Here is a 13,777-nt window from a genome sequence, read left to right on the forward strand (position 1 = left end):
CTTTATTTTTCTACTCGTTCAAGGTTCCCATTTCTGTCCATTTGAAATTTTACCTTTTTACTTCTTTCATCTTCTTGAAGAACCACCATTTTGCGGGCACGTTCCATAATCTCAATTAATGCTTTATAATCTTCCTCTATTAATTGAATATTATTTTCTAATGTGTTATTTTCTGCCTTCAAGGCTTTCACTTGGTCTTGGAGTTTGCTTATTTGATTGTTCAGGCTCTGATTTTCTTTAACAACGCTTTGAAGCTCTTTTTCAGTTTTTTCGTATTCCTCAAGGAAACGGATGACATCCCTTAGTTGTAGCTCAGGTGATTTGCTAAGTGTAATTTCAGTAGTTTCAGGTTCTGCTTGTTTTTCCTGGGGCTGTTCTCCGTTATTTTGCTTTTTTAATTCTTTACGCTGTTTTTTCGCAAGTTCAATTCCAGATTTATATTGTTTGCGTACATACGAATTCCATCGAAAACCACAGGCAGCTGCAGTACGTGAAAGTGTACGACCTACCTCTTCAAAGGCGCCTAATTGTGTTCCTCCCTCACGGATGTGGCGCAATACTACTTCTGCAAGTAATAAATCCTCATCTTGAGTCCATGCATCTTGACGTGTTGAAGTCATATCTTTCCCTCCTATACTTTTTTACTTATACATATGCATGTAGTAGAAAAGATAGACTACTCTCACTCTAGTAAGAAAATAATTATTCTTTACGCATGATTTTTCGAACGGCCTCAAGATGTTCGTCCGTTACCCACAAGGCTGAACATTCCTCAATTTCTTCAAGCATTCTCTCCTTTAAACCTGTAGCCAACCATTTTCTAATCACTACCTTTTTATATGCTTTTACAACTTTAGTAGTATGCAAGAATTCATTAGCTATAATTTCTTCACAATCCCTCTTCAGATCGTCGTCTGATAGGACATGTTGAATAAACCCAAGCTCTATTCCGACTTCAGCAGAATTAATGTCTCCAGTCATAAGAAGGTGATATGCTTTATCAAAAGATATTCTTTCTAGTAGGAGCGATGCACCACCCCACCCTGTGGTAATTCCTTGTTTTCCTTGAACAAAACCAAATCTACTTCCACGGGATGCTAGTCTATAATCACAGGCGGTTGCAAGCTCACATCCCCCACCAATTGCTAGTCCATTCAATAGAGCAATCGTCGGTTTGGATAATGTTGCAAGTTTGTATAGGATCATCCCCATTTTACTAAGCATTTGGTATGCATCTTCAACCGTTTGAAGGTTTTGAAAAACCGATAAATCCCCACCCGAACAAAATGCTTTTTGCCCTGCTCCTGTTATGACGAAAACGCGATCATCCTCGTTCTTTTCAACCTCTGTAATCGTTTGTAAAAGTCCATCCATTACATCATAATCAATTGCGTTCCATTTCTCTGGTCGATTGATCGTAAACCATACAATTCCCTGTGTATCACGGTTAACTATGTATTTAGTCATCATTTTCCCCTTTACCCCTTTTACTCTAATTGTACTGGTATTAAACAGGGACTCGCAACTTAGACAAATTAAAAAGCGTATGAATAACAATGTTATTCATACGCTTTTAACTTGTTAACAAAGATTATTTGCTAACAACTTCTTTTCCTTTGTAAGTACCGCATTCTTTACATACGCGGTGTGCTAATTTCATTTCACCACAGTTTGGGCAAGCCACCATACCTGGCACTTGTAATTTGAAATGTGTACGACGTAATCTTTTTCTTGTCTTAGATGTTCTTCTAAAAGGTACAGCCATTATTCCCACCTCCTTAAAAAAATGAATAGATAAAGATGGATTTTATTCGTCTTCAAAGAATTTTGCTAGTCCTGCCAATCGCGGATCAATCTTGTTCTTTTTGTCATCTTCGCTGATAACTTCCCAATCTTGTCCTGATTGTGGCGCAGCATCTTCTGAGTTCGAATCATCACAAAAAATCTGCATCGGAATTTCAAGTAAAATATTTTCCTTGATAATCGGAAGTAAATCAATTACTTCGCCTCGAATTTGATGAACATCCTCGTCCGACTCTAGGTCATATACAGATGTATCTTTAAGTAGAAACGTTTCAGTTGTTCGGATCTCGAATGGAAATTTTACATCAACCAATGTTCGAGAACAAGGCAGAATCATTGATCCTGAAATTGTTATATGAAAGCTCGCTTTTGTAGAACTAAGATCAGCACGACCGGTTATTTGCACCGGAGAAATGTCTCGTATCGATTTTTCGAGCTCCATTATGTCTTTTACATCAACAGTTTCATCAATCGTTAGGCCTTTATGAGCCAACTGATTTAATTGATTAATTGTCCATTTCAATTGAAATCACCTCGAAGCGCAACAAAGGTAATTATAGCTTTGCAGATTACATTTGTCAATATTTTTTCTTTACACTATACTTGATGTATAGATACTTTTCTACTATATCAGCTTTTCCATTAAAGTGAAACTTCAATCAGTGGTTTTTTTGAAATAAAAGACGTGCTAGTAAGACTTCGCAAAAGAACGTCGCGATTTTATATCGCTAATTCCCACTGAATGTTAGTTGAGACCCACATGATGCGGGTCATAAAGACGTTGCCACAGGACGTGGCGTTTAGTATTTGTTCATTTAATTGGGCTTTTACGGGCAGTTGTCGTCACCTAACTCATTTTTTTATTTATATTAAAGTTTTGAGGTGGGGGCTTACTGCCCGTTAATGCGGGAAAAAATGATATTTAAAAGTAAGATTTTAATAATAAAGGATGAATAGGTGAAATAATGAAGGCTGTTGGTGTAATTGTTGAATATAATCCTTTCCATAATGGACATAAGTACCATCTTGATGAAACGAAGAGGAAGACAAACCCTGACTGTACAATTGCTGTGATGAGTGGAAATTTTCTACAACGTGGCGAGCCTGCCTTAGTATCGAAATGGGCAAGAACAAAAATGGCATTGGAAGCTGGCATCGATATCGTCATTGAATTACCATATGCATTTGCGACTCAAAAAGCAGAAAACTTTGCAAACGGTGCCATATCACTTTTGAATGCTCTTCATTGTGAAGAAGTTTGCTTCGGTAGTGAAAATGGAACAATCGATGACTTTCAGGCTACTGTTAATTTTATGAAAAGTAATCAACACTCATATGATCACACCACCCGGCAATACTTGAAAGAAGGATATAGCTATCCAAAAGCAGCATCCCTTGCTTATTCTTCACTTACAAATCATGATACATATGTGGATTTATCAAAACCAAATAATATTTTGGGCTATCATTACGTTAAAGCCATCCAAGACCAAAATAGTTCATTAAAAGCAGAAACCATTATGCGGACATCTGCTGGCTACCATGATGAGACATTTTCACACGAAACGATTGCTAGTGCAACTAGCATTCGCAAAACATTATTTTCTGCTAAAAAAAACATCGAGGAAATTCAAAACTATCTACCCGTGTCCACTACCAAATGGCTTTCAGCTTATTTCGAGGAGTATCAGCTTTTCCATCGGTGGGAGGATTATTTTACTTTATTAAAATACAAGCTACTGACATCTACACCATCTGAGTTGGCAACTATTTATGAGGCTGAAGAAGGAATTGAAAATAGACTACTCACTTATATTTCCGAATCAACTTCCTTCAAAGACTTTATGGAAAAAATTAAAACAAAACGCTATACATGGACTAGATTACAAAGATTATGTGTACATATCTTAACAAATACAACAAAAGAACAGCTAAAAAAAATCAATGAAAACCCGGTTGCAACCTATATTCGCTTACTTGGGATGTCCCAAAAAGGACAGAGCTTTTTAAATTATGTCAAGAAGGATGTTGAATTACCTATTCTCTCAAAGGCGACGGGCTTTTCTGATGACCTTTTTACACTCGACCAGAAGGCTGCTCAAACGTATGTAGCTATTTTCCCTGAACCTCTTCGCACTCAACTTCTACGACAAGAATACGCCAAACCACCGATTCGATTTAATGAAGAACAACAAGAATACCTATAAAAAATAAACAGTCGCACCATTTGGTAGCGACTGTTTTTCATTATTTATTCTCATCAAGATTCTCTAAATAGTGGAGTGCGTCTTCAAATGTATCAACAGGTACGATTTTCATATCACTCTTGATATCCTTCGCTGTTGCTAGAGCTTCGCGATAATCTGAGTCTGCTGCCCCATTTTCATTAGGTGCGAAGAAAATATCGACATCAGAATTATTGGCAGCAACGATTTTTTGACCAATTCCACCGATTGGACCAACTTGTCCATCGATATTAATTGTTCCGGTACCCGCAATACGCAATCCATGGGTTATATCCTTTTTAGTTAATTGATTATAGATTTCAAGGGTAAACATAAGTCCAGCAGAAGGACCTCCGATTTTTTTGGTATCTATTTTAATTTTCGGATCGGTCACCACTTCAATATCTGTAATTAATTCAATTCCAATTCCAATTTTGTCTGGATTCTTTGGAAAAGGAGCAAGTGGAACGGAAACTGTTTTCACTTCACCATTTCGTTCGACGGAGATTTTAATGACTTCATTTTCTTTCTTCCCCGCTACATACTCCATAAATTTTGTATGTTCTTCGATTTGGTTTCCATCAACTTCAAAAATTCGATCACCGGCTTTTAGTACTTTTTCCGCAGGCATTCCTTCAACGATTCCCATAATGTAAATCCCATTGTTTTTGACTGTTACTGGCTTGTTCGCATGATGATAAGCAACAGAAATCGCAGATTCCTGTGAGTCCTCCATATAAAACAGCTGTCGATTGTTATATTCCTCATCGCTTTCATTGTCACGTCTTACATGTTTAATCGGTAAAATCTCATGATACTTTTGAACCTTCGCCCATGCATAGCTAAATATATTTGCTTGCCCCATGCGAATAGTCGTTAACATGAATTCCCCGTCTTCTTTATAGCCGTTTTCCACTTCAATAATTGGAGCAAGCTCTGTCGCCATTCCAGGCTTAGTCACGTAATATGGGAGTTGGATAAAGGTGCCTAGTATCGCAAGCACCACCCCAACTGCAAGAGCTTTTACATAAGCCTTATTTCTCTTTTTCTTCATACAACAAAGACTCCTTCCACTTTGCGATTGCCTCTTGGATTGCGGGGAGTTGTTTTCTTGTTTCTTCTTCCCCGATTGTGATTATGTCCTCAATATTTGTAAAAGCACGTGAACTATAATGTCCTACATGTGGTCGGATCATAATATCAGATGAAAATTCTCCATACTTCACTAGCTCTTTCTGCATAATATCAATACTTTGTAAAATCACATCAAATATTGAAGTAACCTCTTCATTTATTTTAACATGTGAGACGTCAACCGCAATAACTATATCAGCTCCCATTTCTTTTGCCACTGAAATGGGAACCCGATCAATTACACCACCATCAACAAGAATTCGGCCATCTATTTTTTCTGGAACAAAAATTCCAGGGATCGCAATGCTTGCTCGTACTGCATCTGCGACAGGGCCATTTCGAAACACTACTTTTTCACCCGTTAATAAATCTGTTGCAACAATACCAATGGGAATATCCAGTTGCTCGATATTTTTACTGTGTGTAAAGACACGGATTAATTCCTTTACTCTTTTTCCTGCTATGAAGCCCATCTTCGGTACAGTAAAATCCAAATAATACTTTCGCTTAAAAGCAAGTGCAAGTTTATAAAGTCGATCAATATCAAGTCCCGCTCCATAAAAGCTTGCTACCAATGAGCCCATGCTTGTTCCTGCAATAAGATCGATTGGTATTTTATTTTCTAAAAGTACTTTAATCACCCCTAAATGAGCAAATCCTCTTGCTCCACCGGATCCAAGTGCCAATCCAATTGTAGGTTTGTTCATTAGAATCATCCCCTGAGTTATTTTCATTGAATTTTCCACGCATTAACTGGCAGTACAGCCCTCAATTCAAAACTTTAAGGAAACCAATAAAGTACAAGTGAGATCAACTGCCAGTAAAAGCCTGATTGGTTCAACTAACATTCCGTTAGGGGTGAATACCCCCTCACTGAATGAAGTTTCACTTTATATCATTATATGAAAAAAGAATTGAAAACTTGTACATTCTTTTTGGTCTAAACTTGCCACCCATCTACGTATATTTAAATAGATGTACAAACCATACGTTTGTTTCTTGCACTTTTTTTCACTTTTTTAATGACATTCTAGAAAACAATAGAGGATTGTGAAAATTGTGGGCTCTCTTATTCTATCACTCAGATGATCTCACTATATAAAAAGAAGACTTCAGTAGGAGGAGTACCATTGATACGTTCTAGATTTAAAACTGTAACAATTGCAGCAGGAATTTCATTATTAACAATTGCCCTAATTTATTTTCCAAAGGAATCACTAGAAGCTTCTAGGGTTGGTTTGGAAATGTGGTGGAAGATTGTATTTCCTTCCTTACTCCCTTTCTTAATCTTATCAGAGTTATTAATTGGTTTTGGGATTGTTAAATTCATCGGTGTTTTATTTGAACCATTAATGAGACCTCTATTTCGAGTGCCAGGTGTGGGTGGATTTGCATGGGCCATGGGTATGGCTTCAGGATTTCCAGCAGGTGCAAAATTGGCTGCACGACTTAGGCAAGAGAAACAGATTACGAGGATTGAAGCAGAAAGGCTTGTTTCCTTCGCAAATGCTTCAAATCCCCTATTTATATTTGCCGCTATTTCTGTCGGTTTTTTTGAAAATCCACAGTTAGGGATCTTACTTGCAGTCAGCCATTATGTTGGGAATTTTTGCGTTGGTTTAATCATGAGATTCCATGGTAAAAAAGGGGATGAACAAACACCTAAAGATGAAGAAAAGAAGAGTATCATTGTAAAAGCCTTACAGGAGCTTCACCGAACTAGACTAAAGGAAAAAAGACCATTTGGTCAATTATTAGGTGACGCGGTTACTACCTCGATTCATACATTATTAATGATAGGAGGATTTATCATTCTTTTTTCTGTTTTTAATAAGCTCCTTTCATTGATTAATGTGATTGCATTAGTTGGGGCTGGACTATCCATCCTATTAAAACTCTTTCAGCTACCTTCCGAGCTTAGCATCCCACTTATTTCTGGAATATTTGAAATAACGACTGGTTCAATGATGACGAGTCAATTGGAACATATTGACTTACTTTCAAAAGTAATTACCGTAAGTTTTATCCTAGGATTTTGTGGACTTTCTGTTCAAGCACAGGTTGCAAGTATTTTAGCAGAAACGGATGTTAGGTTTAAACCCTTTTTTATTGCGCGAATAATGCACGGATTTTTAGCAAGTGTTATCACATTTCTATTATGGAATCCACTTTATGCAAAAAATGCTGGTTCAGAGGAAACACTCGGCGTCTTCTCTCCATTCGTTTCGGAACAGACTGCCGATTGGGTCGAAACGTTATGGAACGGGTTATTGACGTACGGGCCACTCTTTACAATTATTTCGTTGCTAGGTTATATTGTCATATACTCAAGCAAAATGAAAAGCCCTCGCATTTAATTTGCAGGGCTTTTGAATTTCTCCTTAAGCGCCAATTCAACTGGCTTTGGTACAAGCTCGGAAATCTCTCCATGATATTTGGCAGCTTCCTTTACAATGCTTGAGCTTAAGAAGGAATATTGATTATTTGTCATCATAAAAAAGGTTTCAATTTCTTCATTTAAAATACGATTCATTGATGTAATTTGCATTTCATACTCAAAATCCGAAACAGCACGAAGGCCTCGTAAAATGGCATTCGCATTCTTCTGGCTCGCATAGTCCATCAATAGGCCAGAAAAGGACTCAACTTCAATATTATGTAAATCTTTCGTGCTTTCCTGTAACAATTGGATTCGTTCTTCTACGGTGAACAATGGCTGTTTTGAAGAATTATTTAATACACACACATACATTTTATCAAACACTTTTGCTCCTCTTTTGATAATATCGAGGTGCCCATTTGTTACTGGATCAAAACTCCCTGGGCAGACGGCAATTCTAGTCATTTCGTTTCCCCTTTCTATTCTTCTTCATGTCTATATATAGATACCCCAATGATTCCATACACTTCATGACGAACTAAACGAAGGTTACCAATGGATGACTCTAACGAAACATCCGATCCATGTTCTGCAACAATATAACCGTGTTTTGTTAACAACTGATGTTTGCTTATTTCTTCGAGTAACTCAGTTAATTTTTGTTGCTTATATGGTGGGTCTAATAGGATTAAATCAAATTTGATATCCCGTTTTACAATAGCCTTTAATGCTCGAAACGCTTCGTTTCGATATACTTCTGCATGTTCAACAAGTCGACATGTCTCTAAATTTCCTTTAATCGTTTGAATTGCTTTTTGATCACGGTCAACAAAGATGACCTTATCAATTCCACGGCTTAAGGCCTCAATTCCAAGTCCTCCGCTTCCTCCAAATAAATCAAGTCCATTCCCTCCATCAAAATATGGACCGATAATATTAAAGATGGCTTCCTTCACTTTGTCTGTAGTTGGTCTAGTAGACACCCCTGGTACCGCTTTCAAGTGAATACCTTTCTTCGACCCGGATACGACTCTCACTGCTATCACCACTGTCTATGTAAATTGAATAAGATTATCCTACCATAAACCTAAACGTTTGTTAATGAATTACGAAAAATTGTAGGTCTTATGTTTAATAAAAATTTTTCTCGGATAATAAAAATATGTCACATGATGTATACACAATTTTCAATTGGTCATAATTAGTAATAACAACATCATTCGAGGATGTTGTTGCCAACCGCGGAGAAGACTTACGTTTCCCCATAAGTTCTTCCTCCGGTTTCTCCTCTCCCTTTGCCTTCTTCCATGTGAACGGTAAGAAAACATGGAATGGAAGGACCCTGCAGGTAGACTTGCAGGGTTTTTTTGTTTTTATTTGTTACCTATTCGTGTTAAAGTAGACATGGAAAATATGAATTTGAGGGGAATTTAGGATGATACAACGTTTTATTGAGATTGGTGAAGGATTTTCTGATATTTATGAACTCGTTGAGCTAGTAAGAGGAAATAGACACAGAGTTTCGAAGCTATTTGCATTTCATACAACGATCCAGGATAAACAGGTTAGCTCTTTGGCAGCCGCATTTCAACCGACGAATCCTGGGGATTTTCAAGCAATCTATATTTGTAGAGAAGGCATTCCTAATCCTAATGTGAAACCAAATCAACGTTACACGCTAATTGCAGAGGTAGCGAAAGAACTTGATTTGCAAATCATCACACTTGATGTAAAGCCTTCTACGATGTTTCATGAAAAAGAGCTCTATTATCAGCATTTAATCGGAATTTTACGAATGAATCGTTACATTCCGCCAATGAAATAAGAAAAAAAAGCTTATCAAAAGCAAGATGCCTTTGATAAGCTTTTTTATAAACCAATTTTATAGTCGTATTCCTTTGCACGATCTGGTTTTTTATTCTCAAATTCAATCTTTAAAAATGGTTTATAGGACGGCTCTACCTTTTTTACAAAGGCAAGAGCGTTTAATTTTTCTACGATTGAATCCGTATTTTCCATATCGTTATATAGGACCACGTATTTAAGTCGTTTTGATACATAATGAATATTTCCAAATTTACGCAGCATTTTGGAATGTTTGAGCGAATGTAGCCAAACGATAATTCCTTGGCGTTGTCCAATCATCGTGTTTTCTCCTTATTTCAATAGATTACATTAGATTATTAAATAGTGTAGCATAACAAGTTAAAATTTTACAATATGAAATAAAGTAGAAAACTTACCTTTTTCTGAAAATAACATGAACATCAGCTATTCCTTTTGGAATAGCATCACTTACAACCGCAAGCCCCACCACTTCCACAGCCACCACCGCAGCTCGAAATGGAATCAAAATAAGGATTCCCCGTTGGGACTTTAATATGCTTTGATACAGCTCCACCTAGTAGCACACTAATTTCATCAAGGACCTTTTGTAAATTATCCTCTGCTGTTTTAAAATTAGCAATAGATTCGTGAAGATCGAGTTTTCTTTTTAGTTCCCTCGTCTCTTTTGAAACGGTTCGAAAATCAGGATGGTATTTCCCAAATCGTTGAACCTCTTCATATTTTTCCTTCATCCTCTGAAAATCAGCGATTAACTTTTGTGCTTCTCTATCTTGTTGTAACATATATAAACAGCTTCGGTATTCCTCTGCAAGTTCTGAATGTAGAATCATTAATGAAATTTCTTGAGCCTCGTCAAGGATTTCAATTTTTTCAATTGTAGCAATCAAAATTAACACCTCCACAATCACTATACCACGAATTTTTACGAATCGCATCTCTGTAATAACACATGCTTATAAAAGTTAATGTATTTGAACATGAATCGTACGCTCAAGAGGATATGTAGTTAAGTCATTATGTACAACTTGAATCGCTAATGTATGTTCTCCTCTAGACAGCCCTTTAATAATAAAGGCTGCTGTCGATATTTTTTCTATTCTCTTCCCATCAATAATGACATTCAGATGACCCTCTCCATCCCTTTTCTGACCACCACTTTGTTTGAATGTAAAATTCGGAATCAAGCATTCTAGATATACATCATTCCCTCTAACCTGATGCTTGACTTGAATGGTTCGCTCAATTTCTAACTCACTTGTATTGCTAAAACTGGTAGGGTGAATAATCGCGTCCGCAACAGACTTTTCATATATTTGAATCGGGGAGCATAGAAAAGAAAAAAGCAAAATATATATGTACACATTCTTCAACTCCTTTTTTCCTAGTTTTTCCTTTAATTATTCAAATATCCTTGAGCATTAAAAGAAGGAGCCCTTCTAAAGGTGGCTCCTTACTTAATCACTTTGTCGCATCCCTTGATACATCTGTAGCATAAATGAGGCCATCTCTAAGGACTGGTTTATTTTTTGAACTTTATGTGGAATGGTTTGTTTGAAATAAGCCTTTGCCTCATTTTCCAAGACTTGAAAATCTCTTGGATTTCTCGTTAATTTACGGTACCAAACTGGATTTTGACGGACAAACGCGTGTAAATGTTTTTTTGAATTGATGTATTCATATGTGTCTTGTCGCATCCTAAACTCCCTTCTCACCTAATCTTTGCGAAAAGCAAAAGGATGATGATGCTTTTGGGTAGTGTTCAGTTGCTGTTGATTTTCGTTACCACGAAACTGGTGAATAACGGCTTGAATGGTTGAAATGGCTTCCCCTACATTTGTGATTGTCTCCTGGATATTATCCATATCTGCATTTTTAATAGTTGAAAAAATTTTACCAATAAAATCGCCTTTTCCACTTTCTTCTTTTTTACTGTCTTTATCTTTAAACTTATTCCACTTCTCATCTTCCTCACCGAGTATATACCAGTCTTCGTATACTTCCTGCCATTTAAGTGTTCCTTTTCTCACTTCCTGTACCAGTAAAGGATGTTTTTTGACGAAGGCTTTAAATTCCTGAACGGATGGATGAAGCTTACTCCCCATTTAAATCACCTCGATATTCATACAATTGCCTACTATAGTTTATCTTTATTAAATTGAATGGTTCGCCCAAATTGCCAAAATGATAGGTAAATTGATAAAATAAGAATAATAAAAATATTATGGATTTGAGGTAATGTTAATGGAAGATCGCATTCTACATAAATTACAAACATTTTTCCTAGAGGCAGATGAAAAAGAAAAACAAGCAATGGAGCAAGTAATCGATGCGGTGATTCGTAAACAAACAAAAGAAAATGGCTCCTATATTGGCGCGTTAATGCAAACAAATCGACGTATTACCGATGACGAAACCTATGAAATTATTATTCCCAATACGGAACTTATTCAAAATCCATTACAAATTGTCCATGGCGGTATCACTGCCACTTTACTTGATTCTGCAATGGGCTCACTTGTACACCATTTCCTCCCTCAAGAAAAAGCCGCTGTTACAACCGAAATGAAAATAAATTATCTTGCACCAGGAATCGGAAAAGAATTACGTTGTGTTGCACACATGATCCATAAAGGAACGAAAATTTGTGTAACTGAAGGAAGGGTATACCGTGAAGACGGAAAATTAATCGCACATGCAACCGGAAGTTTCTTTATTATTGACAGACCAATAAAAAAATAACGCGATATAAAAAACCAGTAAGCAAAACCATGTCAGGTTCTCTTACTGGTCTTCTTCGTCCCAGGCTTGAATAAAGTTTTGCGTGTAGTATTTTTCGTACACCCCTACTCCTAGGTAATTGTATTCTTCGTTTAACAGGGTTTCTCGATGACCTTCGCTATTTAGCCAGCCTTCTACAGCAGCAATTCCGTCCACATATTTTGCTGCAATATTTTCTCCTGCCAATTGAAAACTTATCTCTCCCTCCGCAAGTCTGTCTGCAAGACCACCTTTTGTTGGGGAAATATGGTCAAAATATTGATTGACTCGCATATCTTTACTATGTAAATACGCGACATCTGCTAATTGTTCGTCGCTTTTTAATGGTTGTATTCCATGTCTTAAACGGATGACATTTGTAATATCCAGGATTTGGGCTTTAGTGCCCTGTTCAATTTCTTGCCACTTTGCCGGGGTGACCTCTTTAGCTGAAAGTAATTCTCCTCGGTAGGCTAATTCATAGGGTCGAAGTTTGATTAAAGTTCTCCCGTCTAAAAAACGAATACTTGATATTTTGTCCGTAAATGTATCCACGTATAGTTGAATATAGACATTTCCCATCGCAATTAATGGTCTTGCTTTCATTTCCTTATCAGTTAACTCAAACCGATAAGGGTTTTTATCAACGTTTAATGAAATTTTAGGCTTTATTAACCCTTTTGAACGGATTTCCGCTACCGGTTGTCCGATTGCAAAGGGCTCAACCAGAACATCATTGCCCGTTCCAAATACGGAGACAACTCTGCCATTTTCAATTCCCACTTGGATATAATTTTGTGGATTTGTATTATACACCCACCAGTCATAGTCATAGGAAGAGCGATCAATTCGTTGGGGTTCCCCTAATTTTTCTTTGATTTGCGTACTATCCATTCCAATGAACGAGATCGGCCCATTGTATTGGTGAATTTCTTTTTGAAGAGGAATATTTTGCTTGGTTGTGCTCGAATGTTTTAATTTGGTTGCTGTATGTTCAACACCATTCACGAGTTCGGTTCTTCCGTGATTAATAGAAATATAATAAAAGCTAGAGACTAATAGTAAGATGGTTACTGCAATCCTTGCCACTTTCAGACTAACCACTTCCTAACATTAATGGTATTTCTACTATGTATATTTAAATTTGCTAGAGTTATGCGTTTTTGAAAAAAATAAACAGGCACCCATCTGGTGCCTGTTTTTAATGAAGTTGGTCTTGTTCGGAAATATCACTTAAAGCTTCTCCTGCCAAATTATCAGATGTTTCATTCGTCGATAAATCACCTAGTGATAACATTCCAACTAATTGGTCATTTTCTACAACAGGTAAGCGTCTAATTTGATGTTTCGACATCAGCTGGGATGCTTCCTCAAGAGAAGTATCTGGTGTACATGTAATTAAGTCATCACTCATCACATTTGTCACTTTATTTGATCCCGATCTTTTTTCCGCATATCCTCGAACCACTAAATCACGGTCAGTGATCATTCCAATTAATTTTTTATCTTCCAAAATTGGAATCGCACCAACATCTAAATCCTTCATTTTAACGGCTACTTCATAAACATTATCAAGGGGCGTACAATATTCAACATCAGTACTCATTACGTCGCGAACAGAATCCATTGT

Annotated in this window: 19 protein-coding genes; 4 read left to right on the forward strand and 15 right to left on the reverse strand. The window is 36.9% G+C overall.

Translation table 11 applies throughout. The features are described 5' to 3' along the window. Positions 1-2 precede the first annotated feature (2 nt). The 4 genes from gerR to DZB84_RS02635 form a co-directional block, all read right to left on the reverse strand. The gene (gene gerR, locus DZB84_RS02620; RefSeq protein ID WP_116350682.1) at positions 3-620 is read right to left on the reverse strand and encodes a sporulation-specific transcriptional regulator GerR; all 618 of its coding nucleotides are present in this window, start codon (positions 618-620) and stop codon (positions 3-5) included. An 82-nt stretch (positions 621-702) separates the two neighbouring features. Beyond that, positions 703-1,470, reverse strand: a complete 768-nt coding sequence (locus DZB84_RS02625; protein ID WP_317616330.1) for an enoyl-CoA hydratase/isomerase family protein — start codon at positions 1,468-1,470, stop codon at positions 703-705. A gap of 121 nt (positions 1,471-1,591) precedes the next feature. Beyond that, positions 1,592-1,765, reverse strand: a complete 174-nt coding sequence (rpmF, locus tag DZB84_RS02630; protein ID WP_116350684.1) for a 50S ribosomal protein L32 — start codon at positions 1,763-1,765, stop codon at positions 1,592-1,594. Positions 1,766-1,807: 42 nt separating this feature from the next. Beyond that, positions 1,808-2,326: a YceD family protein gene (locus DZB84_RS02635; RefSeq protein WP_116350685.1), complete on the reverse strand. Its 519-nt coding sequence runs from the start codon at positions 2,324-2,326 to the stop codon at positions 1,808-1,810. A 442-nt stretch (positions 2,327-2,768) separates the two neighbouring features. Here DZB84_RS02635 and DZB84_RS02640 point away from each other — a divergent pair, with 442 nt between their 5' ends. Then, on the forward strand, positions 2,769-4,010 hold the full coding sequence (locus DZB84_RS02640) for a nucleotidyltransferase (protein ID WP_116350686.1): 1,242 nt from the start codon (positions 2,769-2,771) through the stop codon (positions 4,008-4,010). Between the two features lie 40 nt (positions 4,011-4,050). Here the strand turns inward: DZB84_RS02640 and DZB84_RS02645 are convergent, their stop codons facing one another. Together DZB84_RS02645 and DZB84_RS02650 are read right to left on the reverse strand one after the other, a co-directional pair. Continuing rightward, positions 4,051-5,082, reverse strand: a complete 1,032-nt coding sequence (locus DZB84_RS02645) for a SepM family pheromone-processing serine protease (RefSeq protein ID WP_116350687.1) — start codon at positions 5,080-5,082, stop codon at positions 4,051-4,053. Next, positions 5,063-5,869: a patatin-like phospholipase family protein gene (locus DZB84_RS02650; protein ID WP_116350688.1), complete on the reverse strand. Its 807-nt coding sequence runs from the start codon at positions 5,867-5,869 to the stop codon at positions 5,063-5,065. Before DZB84_RS02650 ends, DZB84_RS02645 begins: the two co-directional genes overlap by 20 nt. 423 nt (positions 5,870-6,292) lie before the next feature. Between DZB84_RS02650 and ylbJ the strand changes: the two genes are divergently transcribed. Continuing rightward, positions 6,293-7,519 carry a sporulation integral membrane protein YlbJ gene (gene ylbJ, locus DZB84_RS02655; RefSeq protein WP_116350689.1) on the forward strand — a complete coding sequence of 409 codons (1,227 nt, stop codon included), beginning with the start codon at positions 6,293-6,295 and terminating at the stop codon, positions 7,517-7,519. Here the strand turns inward: ylbJ and coaD are convergent. After that, positions 7,516-8,007: a pantetheine-phosphate adenylyltransferase gene (coaD, locus tag DZB84_RS02660; RefSeq protein ID WP_116350690.1), complete on the reverse strand. Its 492-nt coding sequence runs from the start codon at positions 8,005-8,007 to the stop codon at positions 7,516-7,518. The genes ylbJ and coaD overlap by 4 nt on opposite strands. Before the next feature lie 14 nt (positions 8,008-8,021). Then, positions 8,022-8,579, reverse strand: a complete 558-nt coding sequence (gene rsmD, locus DZB84_RS02665) for a 16S rRNA (guanine(966)-N(2))-methyltransferase RsmD (protein ID WP_116350691.1) — start codon at positions 8,577-8,579, stop codon at positions 8,022-8,024. Between the two features lie 398 nt (positions 8,580-8,977). Between rsmD and DZB84_RS02670 the strand changes: the two genes are divergently transcribed. Beyond that, on the forward strand, positions 8,978-9,367 hold the full coding sequence (locus DZB84_RS02670) for a DUF7147 family protein (protein ID WP_116350692.1): 390 nt from the start codon (positions 8,978-8,980) through the stop codon (positions 9,365-9,367). A gap of 44 nt (positions 9,368-9,411) precedes the next feature. On the opposite strand, the gene DZB84_RS02675 is transcribed toward DZB84_RS02670, so the two are convergent. From DZB84_RS02675 to ylbD, 5 genes are all read right to left on the reverse strand, one after another. Further along, positions 9,412-9,687, reverse strand: coding sequence for a YlbG family protein (locus DZB84_RS02675; protein ID WP_116350693.1), 276 nt, complete (start codon positions 9,685-9,687; stop codon positions 9,412-9,414). 146 nt (positions 9,688-9,833) lie between these two features. Beyond that, positions 9,834-10,277: a YlbF/YmcA family competence regulator gene (locus tag DZB84_RS02680; RefSeq protein ID WP_116350694.1), complete on the reverse strand. Its 444-nt coding sequence runs from the start codon at positions 10,275-10,277 to the stop codon at positions 9,834-9,836. 75 nt (positions 10,278-10,352) lie between these two features. After that, a complete protein-coding gene (locus tag DZB84_RS02685; RefSeq protein WP_116350695.1) occupies positions 10,353-10,751 on the reverse strand; it encodes a hypothetical protein in 399 nt (132 codons plus the stop codon). 93 nt (positions 10,752-10,844) lie between these two features. Continuing rightward, a complete protein-coding gene (locus DZB84_RS02690; protein ID WP_116350696.1) occupies positions 10,845-11,084 on the reverse strand; it encodes a YlbE-like family protein in 240 nt (79 codons plus the stop codon). 18 nt (positions 11,085-11,102) lie between these two features. Continuing rightward, positions 11,103-11,492 carry a YlbD family protein gene (ylbD, locus tag DZB84_RS02695; RefSeq protein ID WP_116350697.1) on the reverse strand — a complete coding sequence of 130 codons (390 nt, stop codon included), beginning with the start codon at positions 11,490-11,492 and terminating at the stop codon, positions 11,103-11,105. 139 nt (positions 11,493-11,631) lie between these two features. Here ylbD and DZB84_RS02700 point away from each other — a divergent pair, with 139 nt between their 5' ends. Next, positions 11,632-12,129 (forward strand): PaaI family thioesterase, encoded by a 498-nt coding sequence (locus tag DZB84_RS02700; RefSeq protein ID WP_116350698.1) that lies wholly within the window; start codon positions 11,632-11,634, stop codon positions 12,127-12,129. Between the two features lie 42 nt (positions 12,130-12,171). On the opposite strand, the gene DZB84_RS02705 is transcribed toward DZB84_RS02700, so the two are convergent. Both DZB84_RS02705 and DZB84_RS02710 read right to left on the reverse strand, forming a co-directional pair. Further along, entirely contained in the window at positions 12,172-13,236 is a 1,065-nt protein-coding gene (locus DZB84_RS02705) for a CAP domain-containing protein (RefSeq protein ID WP_223254361.1), read from the reverse strand. Positions 13,237-13,348: 112 nt separating this feature from the next. Further along, positions 13,349-13,774, reverse strand: a complete 426-nt coding sequence (locus DZB84_RS02710) for a CBS domain-containing protein (protein WP_116350699.1) — start codon at positions 13,772-13,774, stop codon at positions 13,349-13,351. Between the last annotated feature and the right edge of the window lie 3 nt (positions 13,775-13,777).

The organism is Bacillus sp. HNG (assembly GCF_003400205.1).
Lineage (GTDB): Bacteria > Bacillota > Bacilli > Bacillales > Bacillaceae_L > Ferdinandcohnia.